This is a genomic window from Tritonibacter mobilis F1926 (assembly GCF_000376545.2).
In the GTDB taxonomy this organism is placed as follows: Bacteria; Pseudomonadota; Alphaproteobacteria; order Rhodobacterales; family Rhodobacteraceae; genus Epibacterium; species Epibacterium mobile.
The window spans coordinates 1,370,497-1,388,070 of sequence record NZ_CP015230.1; the positions used below are offsets into that span (position 1 = coordinate 1,370,497).

Below are 17,574 nucleotides of genomic sequence, written 5' to 3' on the forward strand. Positions count from 1 at the left end.
GCACATCATGAGCGGACGCCCAGAACAACTGTTCCCGCTTTTTGCGGAATTAGAAACTTTGCAAGGTGTTGGGCCAAAAATCGCCGAGCACTTTGCACAGTTGCAGATCACGGCACCACGGGATCTGTTGTTCTCTCTGCCCTATAGCCTTGTAGATCGGCGTCGGCGTGAGACCATTCGAGGGCTTGAGTTACCTACGACGGCGACGGTTGAGATCACGGTAGGGCGCCATCGCCCCGCGCGCAACAAGGGCGGGGCCTACCGGATCGATGTGACGGATCAGGAAACGGAGTTTCAACTGGTCTTTTTCCACGGGCGCAGCCGCTATCTAACCGCGCAATTGCCGGAAGGGTCCCGCCGTGTGATTTCGGGCAAGCTGGAACTGTTCGACGGCATGGCGCAGATGGTTCACCCGGATCACATGCTGCCGCTGGAGGAGGCGGGCGATATTCCGGATTTCGAACCGGTGTATCACCTGACCCACGGCATCACGCAGAAAACCATGTTCAAGGCGGTGCAGAGTGCCTTGCAAAGGGTGCCTGAACTCACCGAATGGGTGGATGCATCCTATAAGACCAAGCGGGGCTGGGCGGATTGGCACGAGGCCATCGCCACAGCCCATGCGCCGGGGCATCTGAGCGATCTGGAGCCCGAATCCCCGGCGCGGGCCCGGCTTGCCTATGATGAGTTGTTCGCCCATCAACTGACGCTGGCCATTGCCCGCTCGGTGGAGCGAGAACAGCCGGGACGCAGCTCTGTCGCCACGGGAAAACTGCAAAGCAAAGTGCTCTCGGCGCTGCCGTATAAGCCCACGGGCGCACAGGGGCGCGCGATCGAAGAGATCACCGCCGATATGGCCTCCGGGCGGCGTATGAATCGGTTGCTGCAAGGCGATGTCGGGGCGGGAAAAACGCTGGTGGCCTTTATGGCGCTGCTGGTGGCCGTGGAGGCCGGTGGCCAGGGCGTGATGATGGCGCCGACAGAAATCCTTGCACGTCAACATCTTGAGGGGCTGAAACCCCTGGCCGATGACGCCGGTGTGGTGCTTGAGATCCTGACCGGGCGTGACAAGGGCAAGGACCGGCGCGCCAAGACCGAGGCGCTGCAACGTGGCGATATTCATATCCTTGTCGGCACCCACGCGGTGTTTCAGCAGGATGTTGTCTTTGACGATTTGCGGCTGGTCATTGTCGACGAACAGCACCGATTTGGCGTGCGGCAACGGATGGAGCTGGCTGAAAAGGGCAAGCGTGCCGATGTGCTGGTGATGACCGCGACGCCGATTCCGCGCTCGTTGGCACTAACCCAATACGGCGACATGGAGGTCTCGATCCTCGACGAGAAACCACCGGGACGCAAACCGATCAAGACTGCGATCCTCAGCACCGAACGCATGTCCGAGGTGGTGGACCATCTGCGCCGCGCCATTGCCGAGGGACGACAGTGTTATTGGGTCTGTCCACTGGTCGAAGAATCCGAGGTCATGGATCTGACCGCTGCCGATGAGCGGTTCAAACACCTGCGGGCGGTGCTGGGCGAAGATGTGGTGGGGCTGGTGCATGGTCAGATGCCCCCCGCAGAAAAAGACGCCGCCATGGCCGCTTTTCAGGAAGGGCGCACTCGGGTTCTGGTCGCAACGACGGTGATCGAGGTGGGGGTGAATGTACCCAATGCCTCCATCATGGTGATTGAGCGCGCCGAGATCTTTGGCCTTGCGCAATTGCACCAGCTGCGCGGGCGTGTCGGGCGTGGAACGGCCCGATCCACCTGTCTGTTGATGTATCAGCCTCCGCTCACCGAGGGCGGGCGCAGGCGGCTTGAGGTACTGCGCGAAAGCGAAGACGGTTTTGTCATTGCCGAAACCGATCTGCAAATGCGTGGGGCGGGTGATGTGATCGGCACCGCCCAATCCGGCCTGCCGCGTTTCCGGATCGCGGATCTGGAACGACAAGCGGATCTGATGGCAATCGCCCAGAGCGACGCACGTGCCCTGATGACCTCTGACCCGGATTTGACCAGTGACCGGGGGCGCGCGGCGCGCACGCTGTTGTGGCTGTTGCGTCAGGATGAGGCTATCCGTTTGATTTCAGTGGGATAATCCGTTTCTCCGGGAACGTGTTCTCATCTTTGTTCTATTTTGTTCGCAAATGTTCTCAAAAAGTTCTTTACACGACTCGCACAAAATGAGAACAAAAGGACAACAAGGCGTCGCGAACGCATGACAGAGATCGAGGAGGTTTCCAGATGGTTACGCAATTCAAATCCGCACTGCGCAATTCACAGTCTACCCTGCTGCAGGATGCCGTTGGCGCAGCCTCTCTGGTCGTGATGCTGGTTGTTGGTCTGCACTTGCCGGGCCTGATCTAAGCGACGTCTTCACGCCTTTTGTAACCCGTTCACAGTTTCCTTTGTGCTGTCATGCCGGGGGCACCAGCCTCAAGTCCCGTAAGGATCGATTGCCTGTTCGATCCGCACCAGAGCATTGCCTCCGGTGTTTGGTGTCTCCCGGGTCCCGCATGACAGTGCTTTGACTTACCGCCGCCATCTGCCCGGATGTGCGGCGGTTTTTTCTTATGTATGGCTGTTTAGGAGAGGATGGCGTCGCGGCAGGTCAGGCGCAGTCGGCCTTTTGTGCGGTCTGCATCGCCTCCAGCGTGGCCTCTAGCGCCAGCATGATCGAGGCGTGCCGGTTCTTGAATTCCCGTGCCGGGATCAGGACTTCGAGCCCTTCAAACGGCGCATCCGGTACGGCTCCGTCTTCGGTCAGCATCGCCTTCAGCTGATCGCGCGCTGTTTCAACCTCACCCGTGCTGCGCCCGATGATCGCTGCGCCCACGACGGCGGCTGAGGCTTGCCCGAGCGCACAAGCTTTGACGTCCTGTGCAAATCGCGCGACTTTACCGCCCTCTAGGGCCACATCCACCGTCACAGTTGATCCACACAGGGGCGAGCGGCGCTTTACCGTCGCGTCGGCATGTTCCAGCCGTCCCTGATGCGGGATATCCGCCGCAAGAGCGAGGATCTTGGTGGAGTAGAGCTTGATCAGGTCGGTTTCGCCGGACATGTCGTCTTCCTGGGTTTCCCTAAGGCGGTGTTCCCCATACATAGGGGCGCGCCCCTGAGATGCAAAAGGTTTTTGACATGCAAGATCTGGTGAAATTTTCGCCCGAAACACTCACTTACAATGAGGCCGGTCTGGTGCCCTGCATCGCACAGGATGTGGAAAGCGGCGAAATCCTGATGATGGCTTGGATGAATGCGGAAAGCGTTGCCAAGACTTTGGAGACCAGGCGGGTGACCTATTGGTCGCGCTCACGCCAATCGTTCTGGATCAAGGGTGAAAGCTCCGGCCACGTTCAGGAGCTGGTGGAGCTGCGGGTGGACTGTGATCGGGATGCGCTGTTGGCGCTGGTGCGGCAAACCGGTCCTGCTTGCCACACCAATCGACGCAGTTGTTTCTACACCGCAGTGCGCGATGGAGACGAAGTTGAGATTATGACGCCAATGGCCTGATAATTCTCTCTTTTCAACCCAATCCGACAAGCGCTCTGATGTCTTGCGGACTGGCACCTTCGGCACGATATTTCGCAATCGCGCGGGCGTCGTCTCGTTTGGCGAGGCGCTTGCCCTGCGGATCGCGGATCAGACGGTGGTGGTGATAGCGCGGCACGGGCAGGTCCAGAAGGGCTTGCAGCACCACATGTATTTGCGTGCTCTCAAACAGATCTGCCCCACGCACTACATCGGTGATCCCCTGATCTGCATCGTCCACCACTACCGACAGGTGATAGGAGCTGCCCATATTGCGGCGCACGAGAATGATGTCGCCCACCGCCTGAATTAAGTGGTCCCGCTCTAGTGAAATACATCCGCCAAGATCCTGCGATGTCTCAAAAAAAGCCAATTGAGAGAGCTGCTCCAGCGCGGCCGCCATATTGAGGCGGATCACATCATTTGGGCCTGCCTCCGACATGCAGCGCTGGCGACAGGTTCCTAGATAGATCCTCCCATCGGGGCCGAACTGCGGCACGCCCTCTTGGGGAGCGCCCGCAGCTAGCTCAATATCGGAGCGATTGCACCGGCATGGGTAGGTCAGGCCACGCGCATTGAGCCGCTCTAACGCCGCACGGTATCGTGGCAGGCGATCTGATTGGCGCAAAACGGGTGTGGGCCACGTCAGGCCCAGCCACGTCAGATCCTCATAGATCTGCTCCTCCCAAGAGATCCGGGCGCGGGATTGGTCGATATCCTCAATGCGCAGCAGGAACTGACCGTTCTGCTGTTTGGCCATGTCGGACGCGAGCAGCGCGGAATAGGCATGTCCGAGATGCAGTGGCCCCGTCGGAGACGGAGCAAAACGAGTGGTGAAGGTCACACTTTTTCAATCACATAGACGTCAGCGTTCAAGTTGAGGCCCGGTAGGTGCGGGCCATTTTCCTTGAATAGCAACCGGGCCGCCCCGCAATCAAGCCATTCATTCATCGCACCGATGTAGCTGGGATCGGCAAGCGCATGATCGTTCAGAGAAAACGCCAGCAGATCGCCACGGTTTAATCCATGCATCAAATGGCCAAAAACGGAGGCCGGCGCCGCGCCGGTGCCAAGCACGCCACAGGCGACAACCGCTTTGTAGACACCTGATTTGTACGGCGTGCTGCTGTCGGGATCAATCTGTGTCAGGTTCCTGTGCGCGCCCTTGCTGCGGGCGACGTTCAGCATCTCCTGCGAGGGATCAACGCCATCTACTGCCTCATATCCAACCCGGCGCAGCGCAATCCCGGAGAGCCCGGTTCCGCAGCCAAAGTCCAGCAAAGGCGCAGACGCATCGGGCAGAACGGACCAGAGCGCATCCGCGATCCGGCCGGGAGTCGCATAGTTATTCTCGGCGATTTCCGTATCATAGCTGGCTGCCCAGCGATTGTAATGGTCGACAGTCTCTTCAACTGTATTGAGACCGTAGACCTTTTCGAGGAACTTTTCAGTCATGATCCCAGTCTAGAGCCGGGATCATGCGCGCGTCCATCAAAAGTTTTGCAGCCAGTCCTGCCACGCCGCCTTGGCACGGTCGGTATAGGCTTTGTAGCGGTCCTTGCGTCCGCGACGCCCACCTTTGAGCCCGTCAACAGGGCGGAATAGGCCGAAGTTCACATTCATCGGCTGAAAGGTCTTGGCCTCAGCGCCGCCAGTAATGTGATGGATCAAGGCCCCCATGGCGCTGTCCTGCGGCACTTCCGGTAGCTCTTTGCCGAGGATCTCTGCCGCAGCAAAACGCCCGGCCAGCAATCCCATCGCAGCGCTTTCGACATAGCCCTCGACGCCGGTGACCTGACCGGCAAAGCGGATGTTGGGCTTTGATTTCAGCCGCATCTCATGATCCAGCAATGTGGGTGAGTTCAGGAATGTGTTGCGGTGGATACCGCCAAGGCGTGCAAAACTCGCATTCTCCAGCCCTGGAATCATACGAAAAACATCAGCTTGTGCGCCGTATTTCATCTTGGTCTGAAAGCCGACGATATTAAACAGCGTACCCAGCGCATTGTCGCGACGCAGCTGTACCACGGCCCAGGCTTTCTCGTCCGGTCTATGCGGATTGGTCAGGCCCACGGGTTTCATCGGGCCATGGCGCAGGGTCTCGCGCCCGCGCTCTGCCATTACCTCGATCGGCAGGCAGCCGTCGAAGTATCCGGCGGTCTCGCCTTCGTGGAACTCGGTCTTATCGGCGGCCAGAAGCGCGTCGATGAAGGCTTCATACTGATCCTTGGTCATTGGACAATTGAGGTAGGCGGTGCGCTCTTCCTCGGTTTCGCCCTTGTCGTACCGCGACTGCATCCAGGCCTGCGACATGTCGATGCTGTCGGCGTAGACAATCGGCGCAATGGCATCGAAAAACGCCAGTCGCTCTGCGCCAGTCTCGCGCTGGATTGCCTCACCCAAGGCAGGCGAGGTCAGCGGGCCGGTGGCAAAGATCCACTGACCGTTCGCTGGCAGGTCGGTGACTTCCTCGTAAGAGATCCGCACGTTGGGCAATGCCTTGAGCTTGGCCGTCACGGTTTCCGCAAACGGGTCGCGGTCTACGGCCAGTGCGCCACCGGCGGGCAGGCGGTGTTCGCCCGCTGTGGTCATAATCAGACCATTGGCCGCGCGCATTTCCCAATGCAAAAGGCCCACGGCGTTCTGCTCATCATCATCCGACCGGAAGGAGTTGGAGCAGACCATCTCGGCGAGGTTGCCGGTCTGGTGGGCAAAGGTTTCAACCTTGGGCCGCATCTCGTGGATCACCACGTTGACGCCCATGTGGGCCGCCTGCCAGGCGGCCTCGGATCCGGCCATTCCGCCGCCGACGATATGAAGCTCTTGTGTCATAACAGGGCACATAGGGCAGGTGGCCTGCGGGCGCAATATCGCCTGATAGTCATCGGTGCGGGGAGGCGGAAATAATTAGGGCCGCAGCTTCGTGGACGTCAAACCCGGGTGAGAGATCCGGTAGGAGGGACGATCCGAAGCAGCGGCCCGAATTGCGGCAAGCCAGTTGGCCTGCCCAACTCTTGCCACTTTCTTGCCTTCTTTAGAAGCCTCAATATGGAAACAATATCGCGCCATTCGTAAACAAAGGCTGAATTGTCCGAAAATTTTAGGAAAAATCATCAGAAGTTCTGAGCCCGTGAAAGGCAGGGCCTGAAATGCCGTGGCGTTTTATGCAAAATTTCTTGAGCGCGGCGGCGCTGCGTGCAGACTGACGGGCAGTCAGTGGCGGAGGCTCCGGGATGGAATTGGTTTTTGAAAAAGAGGGGCTGAGCGCCTATCTGGAGGAAGTTTTCCCCCAGATCCGGGGCGAGTTTAGCATTGATGAGCTGAGCCCCGGTGCAATCACCATGCGCCTGAATGTCCAGGATCGGCACCTGCGTCCCGGTGGCACCGTGTCGGGGCCTTCGATGTTCGCGCTCGCCGATGTGGCGGTCTATGCGCTGGTGCTGGCGCATCTGGGACGCGAGGCGCTCGCGGTCACGACCAATGCCTCACTTGATTTCATGCGCAAACCCGAAAGCGGCTGCGATCTGCTGGGGCGGGCGCGACTCCTGAAGCTTGGCCGGACTTTGGCCGTGGGGGATGTGCTGCTTTTTTCCGAAGGAAAATCCGCGCCAGTTGCGCGCTCTACCATGACCTATTCTATCCCGCCGAAACGGTAAAAGCGCCCGCGGATCGCTCCACGGGCGCTCTTTAAGAGTCCTGTTCAACATGTTTCAGGGAAACAGTTTTTTGACATAACCCGGCAGGGCAAACGCCGCCTTGTGCACCTCGGGCGTGTAGTAGTCGGGGGTGAGGTTCGCGGCGGCAAAGCGCGCCTCAAGTGTTGCCAGATCCACATCGCGCGCCTTGGTCGAGTGGCTGCCCCAGCCAAGCGCCATCGGGCCGCCCACATAGGTCGGAATGGTGGCGAGATAGCAGGTCGCGTCCTGAAACAGCGCCTGAAAGGCCCGCATTGTATTGGTCAGCTCGTTCCCTTGCATAAAGGGTACGCCATTCTGGGTGACGATAATGCCATCCTCGGTCAGGGCGCGGGCGGCATGGCCGTAGAATGTATCGGTGAACAGAACTTCACCGGGGCCGATTGGGTCTGTGGAATCGACAATGATGACGTCGAACTTGTCATCGGTCTCCTTCATGAAGACTGCGCCATCGTTGATCACCAGATTGAGCCGCGCATCGTCAAAGGCGCCCTGGCTCAACATCGGCAGGTATTCCTTGGAAAAATCGACAACGCCTGCGTCGATCTCCACCATGGTGACATGCTCAACCGAGGCGTGTTTCAGCACCTCGCGGGCAATGCCGCCATCGCCGCCGCCAATAATCAGCACGCGTTTTGCGGCCCCATGCGCCAAAATCGGTACATGGGTCAGCATCTCATGATAGATGAAGTTGTCGCCTTCGGTGGTCTGAACCACGTCATCGAGCGTCAGAACACGCCCGAAGGTGCCGTTCTGAAAGACCTTGAGCCGCTGGTGCTCGGTCTTGCTGTCGTAGTACATTTCGCTCACCCGTAGGGATTGGGCGAAATGATCGTGCAGGCGTTCGGTGTTCCAGACCTCATCCGTCATGCCGCGATCTCCTTGGCGACGATTTCCTCGCCGCGCAACAGTTCGCGCACCTCGACCACATCGGTCTCAAAGGCGGATTTCAGCACATCGACGGCCTTCCATGGCTCTGCATCGCCACACATGAAGACGTCAAATGCGCCGTAGCCTATTTCCGGCCAAGTGTGCACGGAGATATGGCTTTCGGCCAGCACAGCCACACCGGAGACGCCCTGCGGCGAGAATTTATGGGTGTGGATATGCAGCAGGGTTGCGCCGCAAACCTCGACCATCTTGCGAAAGGCGTCTTCGATCCGGGGCTGACAGTCCAGACCGGTGCCTTTCATCACTTCGATGATCAAATGGGTTCCGGCAAACACCTTGCCGTCGCGACGGATGAAGTGATCCTCCCGGTCGGCGTCGACCAAAGAGTTCACAATAGCGGTGGGTACACCGCGGGCGGTATCTTCCTCATGGGCGCCTGTTTCCAGACCGATCCCCAGTTGGAAGAGGTTGGCGTCAGACATGACACTCCCCTTCGTTCCAGTAGATGACAATCCAGACGGTCCTTAGCGCCCCCCCGAATAAGAGTTCAGGGTTGGGATCGGTACCGAAAGTGAGGGGCAGATAGGAAAGCGCAAAGATTCGATCAAGGCAAAAATTTATGAAAGTCGTTTTGCTCTGGCAGGAATGAAAAAAGGCCGGAGACGAGCTCCGGCCTGCCAGTTGGTTCTGTGCCCCGGGGATCAGGGTCTCCAGAACGGAAGAGTTCCTTCGCGCATGGCGTCCTCTCGTTGGAGGCCGATATCGCGCAACTGATGGGCGTCGAGGCGGCTCAGTTGGCGGCGGGTGCGCTTTCGGACGGACCATTTGGTGACCAGAACCGCAAATCCGATCGCCGCTTCTGCAACCATCGGCAGGGCCGGGCGGTTGGTCAGATAGGCAAGGTGTGTCGGGTGTTCTGTCACATTTGTCATGGTCTGTCTCACATTTTGTATTGATGCAATCTGAATGTACTGGCATGTAATGCGTACAAAACGTGATACGGATTGTCTAAGCGGAGATTGTGATGGGTACAATTTGGCCCTCCACCTTGACCGGATCGCTGGCCGAAAAGCCCGGCCCGAAATACAAACGAGTCGCAGATACGATACGATTGGCGGTCGAGAGTGGTACATTGCAGGTGGGGTCGAAATTGCCACCTGTGCGGGAGTTGGCCTATCAGCTCAGCATTACACCGGGCACCGTCGCGCGCGCCTATACCATCCTGACTGACGAAGGTATCCTGCAAGCAGAAGTTGGGCGTGGCACCTTTGTTGCAGAGCGTGAAACGGCTGTTATGGATGACGTGTGGTCGCGCCAATTGCATTTGCTGGAGCGGTCTAACCCCAATCATGTCTCGCTCTTCAGTCCGCGTCTTGTGGATGTCGGACAGGTCAAACTGATCCGTGAAGCCCTGCGTAAGGCGGCGGATTGTGATCGTTTGGCACTACTAAATTACCCGACACGGGATGCTTATCAGCCCGTGCGACAAGCGGTGGTCGATTGGTTGTCAGACACGCCTCTTGGTCCCCTGACGGAACGAGATGTTGTGTTGACCCATGGCGGGCAGAACGCGGTTATGACCGTCATGCAGGCGATCCTCAAGGATAGCAATCCCACCATTCTGGTCGAGGATCTGTCCTACGCCGGGTTTCGTCGCGCGGCAGAGATACTGCGTGCTAAGGTTGTGGGCGTAGCCATTGATGAATATGGGATTGTGCCCGATGCGCTTGAGGCGGTGATCAAAAAATCCGGTGCGGCGGTGCTTTGTACCAGTCCCGAAGTGCACAATCCGACCGGTACATTCACGCCGCTTGAACGGCGAAAGGAAATCCTCGCGATCTTGCGGCGACACAATGTGCAGCTGATCGAGGATGATTGTTACCGTATGGGAGAGGCGCGTGCGCCGACCTACCGGGCGCTTGCACCGGAGCTCAGCTGGCACGTGACCTCTATCTCCAAATCGCTGACGCCGGCGCTGCGCGTTGGGTTTGCGATTGCGCCAGTTGGCAAGTCTGCGGATCTGCGCAGAGTTGCGGAATATGGTTTCTTCGGTCTGGCGCAGCCTTTGGCAGAGGTCACACGTGTGTTGCTGTCAGATCCGCGTAGCAAAAAACTGGTCCAGACCGTGCGCGATGAGATGGCCGAATATGTCCGGGTTGCGGTGAACGCGCTGGGGGCCTTTGAGTTGACGTGGGATTCACAAGTGCCGTTTCTGTGGCTTCGGCTTCCTTCGGGGTGGCGTGCCGGGGCCTTTACCCGTGCAGCCGAAGGGCAGGGGGTGCAACTGCGCTCTGCTGATGAGTTTGCGTTGCGCGATGGGCGAGCGCCAAATGCGGTGCGCATCGCCATCAACGGACATGTCACATTGGCGCGGTTTGAGGATGCAATGCTGCGTTTGCGTATGCTTTTGGACAACCCACCTGAGCAAATCAGCGTTTGAACGCTCTGCAATGTGGGGTATTATGATACCTATTTTTTAAACCATTGAAATTACTCATTTTTATGTGGTTTTGCTATGTTGACTGTTGTGTGACAGCGCCGTAAACCCCGTCCATCGAATTCAGATGGAGTCGCTTGCGGCGCTATCGTCACGACAAACAGGATTGACCTGACATGAAAACCTTCTCTGCTACCCCGGCAGACATCGACAAGAAGTGGATCATCATCGACGCCGAGGGCGTGGTGCTGGGCCGTCTTGCGTCGATCGTTGCCACCCGCCTGCGCGGCAAGCATAAACCGTCGTTCACCCCCCACATGGACATGGGCGACAACGTAATCGTCATCAACGCTGAAAAGATCCAGATGACCGGCAAGAAGCGCGAAGAGCACTTCTACTGGCACACTGGCCACCCGGGCGGCATCAAATCCCGGACCAAGCAGCAGATCCTCGAGGGTGCACACCCCGAGCGCGTGGTCATGCAGGCCGTTAAGCGCATGTTGCCGGGCAACCGCCTGTCCCGTCAGCAGATGACCAACCTGCGCATCTACGCTGGTGCTGAGCACCCGCATGAAGCCCAGAGCCCCGAAGTTCTGGATGTCAAATCCATGAACAAGAAAAACACCCGGAGCTAATGACGATGGCTGATCAGATCAACACTCTCGAAGAGCTGGGCGCTGTCGCAGGCGTCGAAACCGCAGCCGAAGAGCTGGCCCCGCGTGAGCCCGTTCGTGACGAGCTGGGTCGTTCCTACGCCACTGGCAAGCGGAAAGACGCAATTGCACGCGTTTGGATCAAGCCGGGTTCCGGCAAGGTCGAAGTGAACGGCAAAGAGATCAACAAATACTTCGCACGTCCGGTGCTGCAGATGATCCTGCGTCAACCCTTCACCGTTGCCGGTGTGGAAGACCAGTTCGATGTCTACGCAACCGTCAAGGGCGGTGGCCTCTCCGGTCAGGCCGGCGCGGTTAAGCACGGCATCTCCAAAGCGCTGCAGCTTTATGATCCCTCCCTGCGTGGTGCACTGAAAGCCGCAGGCTTCCTGACCCGCGACAGCCGCGTTGTGGAACGTAAGAAGTTCGGCCGCCGCAAGGCTCGTCGTTCCTTCCAGTTCTCCAAGCGTTAAGCTGCTGGATCACATCAATATGCAAAAGGCCGCCTTTCGGGCGGCCTTTTCTTTTGTCGTGTCGGCCTGAGACCGTGTCTTTGCCGCCCCACTTACCCTAGCAGCGCGGTGGCAGGGCGCGAGTTCAACTGGCACGGGGCAGAGCGATAGCCTCGTCGTCCGCTGAGGGCTCAGTCTGCGCAGGGGCCGAAACCGTCTGATCACCGTGAATTTTGAACCGCTGCACAATGTCTCCCAACTGCTGGGCGTTGGTGTTGAGCATATTGCTGGCGGCTGTTGTTTCCTCAACCATCGCCGCGTTTTGTTGCGTGACCTGATCAAGTTGAACAACACCGGTGTTGATCTCCTCCAGACCTGTGGATTGCTCTGCAGCACCTTCGGCGATTTCGCTCACCAGAGTTGAGATATGCGTGACCTGGGTTACGATGCTTTCAAGCGCCTGGCCTGCATTGCGCACCAGATCGACGCCGCGTTCAACCTGAAGCGAGCTGTTTCCAATCAGTGACTTGATCTCCATTGCCGCATCCGAGGATCGCTGTGCCAAGCCACGTACTTCGGATGCAACAACCGCAAATCCACGTCCCGCTTCGCCAGCGCGCGCGGCTTCGACGCCAGCATTCAAGGCCAGAAGATTGGTTTGGAAGGCGATATCATCGATCACACCGATAATCTGTGCAATCTGCTCCGAGCCTTTTTCGATCTCCGCCATCGCTCTTACGGCGTCTCTGACCACCGTGCCGCTTTGCGTGGCTTCGGTCTTGGCATCCTCTGTGGTGCGTTCAACGGTACGTGCGCCATCTGCCGCAGATTTGACGCTGGCGGTCAACTCTTCTAGGGCGGCAGCGGTTTCCTCAAGCGTGGCCGCCTGACTTTCGGTGCGATGCGAAAGGTCACTTGCCGCCTGATCGATTTCCGCAGCACCGGATCGCAGACTGCTGGTTGCCTCAATCACCCGTTCTATCGACTCCCGCAGCCGTCCGATGGTTTGGTTGAAGTCTGCGCGCACATCTTCGTAATCAGCGGGGAAAGCGTTGTCGAATTTGACCGTCAGATCTCCGTCGGACAGGCGCGAGAAGCCATTGCGCAGTTCGCTCACAACAAAGTCTTGCTCTTTTTTGCGCTTGCCTTGTTCGACCTCCAGCGCCTTGGCGTCGCGGATCATTTGCAACGCCTCTTGCTTGAAGGTGTAGATCACACGGGCCATGCGGCTGAGTTCGTCTTTGCCATCTATGCCATCGACGTAGATATCGTAGTCCCCCTTGGTGAAACCTTCGACCACTGCGGTCAGCCCATGGATGCGTTTGATGACTTTTTCAAACATGATGACGGCGAATACCAAACACCCCAAAGCGGCAACCGCACTCAGAATCGCAAAGTTTCGAAATGCGGTGCCCGCGCGTTGTTCGATGCTGGTCGAAATCTGGTTAATCTCAGTGGCGAGACGTTCTTCTTCTGCCCTGAGCGCATTGATCCAATTGGTAGAAACGGCAAACCAACCCGGTGCTGTCAGATCGCCGAAGTCACCGCTTTCATAACCATCCACAATCGTTTTTCGAGCCTGCGCAATCTGGGCGTATTCCTCTTTTGTCAAAAGCTCCGCCATCCAGACGTCCAGATCAACCAATGCGTCCACCTCGTTAAGATGCGCCATCTGCGCGCCGCCCAGAGAGACAAAACGATCATGCAAGGGCAGACCAAATCCGCCGCCAAGACCGGTAGCGCCCATAGCGCGTTCCAGCCCTGCGGCTTCTTTTGCTGCACCGAGTAACGTCCGCGCCTGAGCCAACATCTGCAATTTCTGAGAGGGTGATGCCGATTGTACAGGGCGCGCCAGATCGAGCATCATGCCAATGGTGGATGTGTAGAACTTTGCCATTTCCGGCACGGTGAGTTCAAACCCATCAACCTGTTGACGCATATCTGCAAGCTGTTCTGTGCGAGCGCGCACCATGTCCGACAGCTCAGGTTTTTTGAGCGCGAGAGAGCGCACGTCTGAAAGGACGGTATTCAGTGCTTCATCCGTCATCTGCCGCTGTTCAGACAGCTCTTGTGGAAAGTTCTTGCCCTTCGATGCGATGAAGCCTGCGGAATAGCCGCGCTCCTTTTGCATCTCGTGAACAAGTGTGTTGACCAGCGTCTCTTCGAGCGTTTTTTCCCGCGTTTCGCGCGCAAGTGAGTAATCGTCCCACTGCATCTGCAATTCGTCTACAGCAAAAAAACAGGCCAATGCGATCAGCGGGCCGATCACCAGAAACATTACCAATCGCAGACGCATAGCAGACTCCTCGAAATGACCGCGAACGGAGCCGAAACTAGGGAAGCGCTATTAACTCATGCTGAAACGAGAATAAGTCTAGCGTTAAAAGCGTCAGACCTTTTTTAAGTGCTTAATTGTTGTGCATGTAGGGATGTGTCAGAGGTCTGGGTCAATCAATCCCAACCCACGCAGATAGATCCCTATCCCCGTTTCCAGCAGATCCTCCGGTGCATAGGGAGAAGCGGTGCCGGGGGCGTTTCGGGCGTAGAGCTCTACGACACCGTGACTCATGGCCATGATGTGGGCCGAAAACATCGAAGCAGGCGGGCGTTTTTCCGCCGGGATATGCTGGCTGAGTTTTGTCGCAGCATGTTCCAGAACCCCGCGGGCGCGGCTTGCTGCCTCGGCAAGTTCGGGTGTGCGATTTGCAGACACACCGCTTTCAAACATCGCGATATAATGACCGGGATGTTTGCGCGCAAAGGCGAGGTAGGCACGGCCAGTGGCCTCGAACGCCGCAAGGGCAGAGGGCTGATATTTGTCATAGGCGTGCTGCATGAGATCCGCAAACATCAAGAACCCTTGTCGCGCGGCCTCGGCAATCAGGTCCTCTCGCCCCTCGAAATGGCGATAGACGGCAGCCGGGGTGACGCCAGCCTGCTTGGCGGCCTCCGATAGGGTGAACCCCGTCGGGCCCTTCACCTCAATGAGACGAAGCGCAGCCTCCACAAGAGCCTGACGGAGATTGCCGTGATGGTAGCCGCGTTTAGCCATCCCAGATTTCGGGGCCTCCGCAAATCAAAGGGTCGGCCGAACCAATCGCGTCCTTGTCTTTATTGGCGTAGTCGACCGACTGTAGCACGTGGCGGATCGCTTCGAGGCGGGCGCGTTTTTTGTCGTCAGACCGCACGATTGTCCATGGCGCGTGGGGGCTTTGACTGCGCTCCAGGGTTTCCTCGATGGCCTTGGAATAGGCGTCCCAGCGTTTCAGCCCCTCAACATCGATCCAGCTGAGTTTCCATTGTTTGAGCGGATCACGCTCACGGGCGAGGAACCGGCGCAATTGTTCGGCACGACCCACGTTCAGCCAGAATTTAAAGAGCTGGATGCCCTCATCCACCAACATTTTTTCAAAGTCTGGTACCTGAGAAAAGAAGTGCTCGCGCTGGCTATGGGTGCAAAATTCAAACACCTGCTCCACCACGCCACGGTTGTACCAGCTGCGGTCAAAGAACACGATCTCGCCGCCGGAAGGCAGTTGCGAGATATAGCGTTGAAAATACCATTGCGTCGCTTCTGTCTCGGTGGGTTTAGACAGTGCGACGACACGGGCACCACGTGGATTAAGGTTTTCGCGAAAGCGCTTGATTGTGCCGCCTTTTCCTGCGGCGTCACGGCCCTCAAACACGATGGCGACGCGCTGGCCTGAGGCCTTGACCGAGGCCTGAAGTTTGACCAGTTCGACCTGCAGCGCCTTGTATTGATCCTTATAATCCCCTTTGGAGATTTCCGCGTCATACGGGTAGCTCGGGTTCAGGATATCGTCCTTTCCCGCGTCATCGATCGCTTTGCGGATCTCTTTGGGCGCAGCTTCCTCAAAATACGCGCTGATTGCTCCGTCAAACGGCAAACTCATATCAGACCCATCCTTTCTTGCCCGCATATTCTTGAAGCATCACTCTTCAATGTTAAAGCGATTAACGCAAGTTTGCGCGTGCTGCAGCCCGGTTCACCGCATCCACAATGGATTGTGTATGGGTCTGATGCGGCATATGCCCAACACCCGGTAGCGGGGTCAGCTGCGCGGTGGAACTGTCCTGCACAAGTCGTTCTGCGTGAATGGAAATTCCTACTGTTGTATCGGCAGTTCCATGCACGATCTCGATTGGCATCTCAAGCTGCGGATATAGCGGTGCTATGGCCTCAATCTCTTTTAGCAGGTTGGCGCGTTGTTTGGCATTGGCACGCAAAGAGCTGCGGCGCAGGCTCATGGCCAGACCGAAATGCTCCGCGAACCCCTCAGGCACCGCTTGCGGGGCGAACACCTCTTCCAAAGAGGAACGCACATAACTTTTGGGGACAAAAGCAGTCAGAACCGGCACGATCAACGCGCCGCCAAGGCGTGACGAGGTCAGTTTGTAGAATGTCGGCAACTCCGCATCCCAAGGGTGGGAGACGCCAGAGACATTAACAACTGCAGCGGTGTGCTGAGGAAACTGCGTCGCCCATGCAAGAGCCACCGCACCGCCATAGCTTTGCCCGAGTATAATCGGGCGGTCCACGCCAAGGCTGGCGCTTGCTTTTTGCAGCACGGCGGCTTGGGTTTGGATGCTGGTGCCTTTGCCGGTCACAGCATCGGAATAGCCCAGTCCCGGGCGATCAAAAATCAGGATGTGATAGGCCTCTTCCAATGCAGGCGACAGCCGGAACGTCATGTCCCGGCTGCTGCCGTTGGAGCCGTGGATCAACACCAGATCCGGAGCGCTGCCTTGGGGCTGACCACGCTCAACCACATGAACCTGGTGGCCATCGACGGTGACAAACTGACCTTGTGGCGGGTGGTTGGCCATCGCCTGCGCTTCGCGGGCAGGCGCGCGCAGGGCGGTGGCAAGACCAAGACCCGCAACGCTGAGCGTCAGGCCAAGAGCAACAATTGCACTCATTCGCACAGATCAGGCCCTGAGGTCCGTGGTATCCAGACCGATGCGTTCCACATCATAAGGGGTGGTCTGGTAAATCTCAGACACCCAGTTGCCATAAAGAAGATGCGCATGGCTGCGCCAGCGGTTGAGCGGACGCTGGCTTGGATCGTCATCGGGGTAGTAGTTGATTGGTACGTTGATCTCGGTGCCACTGGCGACGTCGCGATCATATTCCTGCTTCAGCGTGTCGCTGTCATATTCAAAATGGTTGAAGATATAGAGCGCGCGGTGGCCTTTATCCTCGACGAGGCAGGGTCCGACATCCGGGCTACCCAACAGCGTCGTCAACCCCGGAGCCGCGTCAATCTCGCGCTGGCTCATCTCGGTCCAGCGGGAGACGGGGATCACAAAATCATCAGAAAACCCCCGCAGGTAAGGCGAGGTCGGCTGCAGGTTCCGATGCCGGAAACAGCCAAAGGCCTTGTGATCCAGCATATGTTTGCGCACGCCGTGGAAGTAATTGATCATCGCCATGCCACCCCAGCAAACGCCAAAGGTGGAGTGCACATTGGTCTGGGTCCACTCGAACACCTCGCAGAGTTCCTGCCAGTAGGTGACATCCTCAAACGGCAAATGCTCAATCGGCGCGCCGGTGATGATCAGCCCGTCGAACTTTTCGTCCCGAACTTCCTCGAACGGACGGTAGAACTCTTCCATATGCTCGGCGGCGGTGTTCTTGGTCTGGTGCTCGGTCATACGGATCAGCGAGAATTCAATCTGGAGCGGCGTGGCACCGATCAGACGGGCAAATTGGTTTTCCGTCTGGATCTTCTTGGGCATCAGATTGAGAAGGCCGATTTTGATCGGACGGATATCCTGACGCGCCGCGTGATCCGGCGACATGACCATAACGCCCTCGTCCGAAAGGACGGAGTAGGCGGGCAGGTCAGCGGGGATCTTGATAGGCATGTCAGGTCCTTCTTTGATGCGCTAGA

At 57.9% G+C, this 17,574-nt stretch carries 19 protein-coding genes; 7 read left to right on the forward strand and 12 right to left on the reverse strand.

Features of this window, described 5'->3' with window-relative positions:
- The first annotated feature begins 7 nt into the window (after positions 1-7).
- Together recG and K529_RS23970 are read left to right on the forward strand one after the other, a co-directional pair.
- The gene (recG, locus tag K529_RS06585) at positions 8-2,098 is read left to right on the forward strand and encodes an ATP-dependent DNA helicase RecG (RefSeq protein ID WP_005611695.1); all 2,091 of its coding nucleotides are present in this window, start codon (positions 8-10) and stop codon (positions 2,096-2,098) included.
- Between the two features lie 146 nt (positions 2,099-2,244).
- The gene (locus K529_RS23970; protein WP_005611692.1) at positions 2,245-2,367 is read left to right on the forward strand and encodes a hypothetical protein; all 123 of its coding nucleotides are present in this window, start codon (positions 2,245-2,247) and stop codon (positions 2,365-2,367) included.
- 244 nt (positions 2,368-2,611) lie between these two features.
- Here the strand turns inward: K529_RS23970 and K529_RS06590 are convergent, their stop codons facing one another.
- Complete coding sequence (locus K529_RS06590) at positions 2,612-3,064, reverse strand: iron-sulfur cluster assembly scaffold protein (protein WP_005611689.1); 453 nt, start codon at positions 3,062-3,064, stop codon at positions 2,612-2,614.
- Between the two features lie 59 nt (positions 3,065-3,123).
- Between K529_RS06590 and hisI the strand changes: the two genes are divergently transcribed.
- Positions 3,124-3,513 carry a phosphoribosyl-AMP cyclohydrolase gene (hisI, locus tag K529_RS06595; RefSeq protein ID WP_040641419.1) on the forward strand — a complete coding sequence of 130 codons (390 nt, stop codon included), beginning with the start codon at positions 3,124-3,126 and terminating at the stop codon, positions 3,511-3,513.
- Between the two features lie 13 nt (positions 3,514-3,526).
- Here hisI and gluQRS read toward each other — a convergent pair whose 3' ends face one another.
- The 3 genes from gluQRS to trmFO are packed head-to-tail and all read right to left on the reverse strand — an operon-like array spanning position 3,527 to position 6,363.
- A complete protein-coding gene (gene gluQRS / locus K529_RS06600; RefSeq protein ID WP_005611685.1) occupies positions 3,527-4,375 on the reverse strand; it encodes a tRNA glutamyl-Q(34) synthetase GluQRS in 849 nt (282 codons plus the stop codon).
- A complete protein-coding gene (locus tag K529_RS06605) occupies positions 4,372-4,986 on the reverse strand; it encodes a class I SAM-dependent DNA methyltransferase (protein WP_005611681.1) in 615 nt (204 codons plus the stop codon). The genes gluQRS and K529_RS06605 overlap by 4 nt, the downstream gene beginning before the upstream one ends.
- 36 nt (positions 4,987-5,022) lie before the next feature.
- On the reverse strand, positions 5,023-6,363 hold the full coding sequence (gene trmFO, locus K529_RS06610) for a methylenetetrahydrofolate--tRNA-(uracil(54)-C(5))-methyltransferase (FADH(2)-oxidizing) TrmFO (RefSeq protein WP_005611677.1): 1,341 nt from the start codon (positions 6,361-6,363) through the stop codon (positions 5,023-5,025).
- 401 nt (positions 6,364-6,764) lie between these two features.
- Between trmFO and K529_RS06615 the strand changes: the two genes are divergently transcribed.
- On the forward strand, positions 6,765-7,187 hold the full coding sequence (locus K529_RS06615; protein ID WP_005611675.1) for a PaaI family thioesterase: 423 nt from the start codon (positions 6,765-6,767) through the stop codon (positions 7,185-7,187).
- Positions 7,188-7,241: 54 nt separating this feature from the next.
- Here the strand turns inward: K529_RS06615 and speE are convergent, their stop codons facing one another.
- The 3 genes from speE to K529_RS06630 all read right to left on the reverse strand — a co-directional run bounded on the left by speE (position 7,242) and on the right by K529_RS06630 (position 9,049).
- On the reverse strand, positions 7,242-8,096 hold the full coding sequence (gene speE / locus K529_RS06620) for a polyamine aminopropyltransferase (protein WP_005611672.1): 855 nt from the start codon (positions 8,094-8,096) through the stop codon (positions 7,242-7,244).
- On the reverse strand, positions 8,093-8,599 hold the full coding sequence (speD, locus tag K529_RS06625; RefSeq protein WP_005611669.1) for an adenosylmethionine decarboxylase: 507 nt from the start codon (positions 8,597-8,599) through the stop codon (positions 8,093-8,095). The genes speE and speD overlap by 4 nt, the downstream gene beginning before the upstream one ends.
- A 219-nt stretch (positions 8,600-8,818) precedes the next feature.
- Positions 8,819-9,049 (reverse strand): DUF1127 domain-containing protein, encoded by a 231-nt coding sequence (locus tag K529_RS06630; protein ID WP_005611666.1) that lies wholly within the window; start codon positions 9,047-9,049, stop codon positions 8,819-8,821.
- 92 nt (positions 9,050-9,141) lie between these two features.
- Here K529_RS06630 and K529_RS06635 point away from each other — a divergent pair, with 92 nt between their 5' ends.
- The 3 genes from K529_RS06635 (at position 9,142) to rpsI (ending at position 11,680) form a co-directional block, all read left to right on the forward strand.
- Complete coding sequence (locus K529_RS06635; protein ID WP_005611664.1) at positions 9,142-10,557, forward strand: aminotransferase-like domain-containing protein; 1,416 nt, start codon at positions 9,142-9,144, stop codon at positions 10,555-10,557.
- Between the two features lie 173 nt (positions 10,558-10,730).
- On the forward strand, positions 10,731-11,189 hold the full coding sequence (gene rplM / locus K529_RS06640) for a 50S ribosomal protein L13 (protein WP_005611662.1): 459 nt from the start codon (positions 10,731-10,733) through the stop codon (positions 11,187-11,189).
- 5 nt (positions 11,190-11,194) lie between these two features.
- On the forward strand, positions 11,195-11,680 hold the full coding sequence (gene rpsI / locus K529_RS06645) for a 30S ribosomal protein S9 (protein ID WP_005611659.1): 486 nt from the start codon (positions 11,195-11,197) through the stop codon (positions 11,678-11,680).
- A 124-nt stretch (positions 11,681-11,804) separates the two neighbouring features.
- Here the strand turns inward: rpsI and K529_RS06650 are convergent, their stop codons facing one another.
- The 5 genes from K529_RS06650 to metA form a co-directional block, all read right to left on the reverse strand.
- Entirely contained in the window at positions 11,805-13,955 is a 2,151-nt protein-coding gene (locus K529_RS06650; protein ID WP_005611653.1) for a methyl-accepting chemotaxis protein, read from the reverse strand.
- Between the two features lie 138 nt (positions 13,956-14,093).
- Positions 14,094-14,711 (reverse strand): TetR/AcrR family transcriptional regulator, encoded by a 618-nt coding sequence (locus K529_RS06655; protein WP_005611651.1) that lies wholly within the window; start codon positions 14,709-14,711, stop codon positions 14,094-14,096.
- A complete protein-coding gene (gene ppk2 / locus K529_RS06660; protein ID WP_005611649.1) occupies positions 14,704-15,573 on the reverse strand; it encodes a polyphosphate kinase 2 in 870 nt (289 codons plus the stop codon). The genes K529_RS06655 and ppk2 overlap by 8 nt, the downstream gene beginning before the upstream one ends.
- Before the next feature lie 61 nt (positions 15,574-15,634).
- Complete coding sequence (locus K529_RS06665) at positions 15,635-16,600, reverse strand: alpha/beta fold hydrolase (protein ID WP_005611648.1); 966 nt, start codon at positions 16,598-16,600, stop codon at positions 15,635-15,637.
- 9 nt (positions 16,601-16,609) lie between these two features.
- Positions 16,610-17,548 carry a homoserine O-acetyltransferase MetA gene (gene metA, locus K529_RS06670; RefSeq protein WP_005611646.1) on the reverse strand — a complete coding sequence of 313 codons (939 nt, stop codon included), beginning with the start codon at positions 17,546-17,548 and terminating at the stop codon, positions 16,610-16,612.
- Positions 17,549-17,574 lie beyond the last annotated feature (26 nt).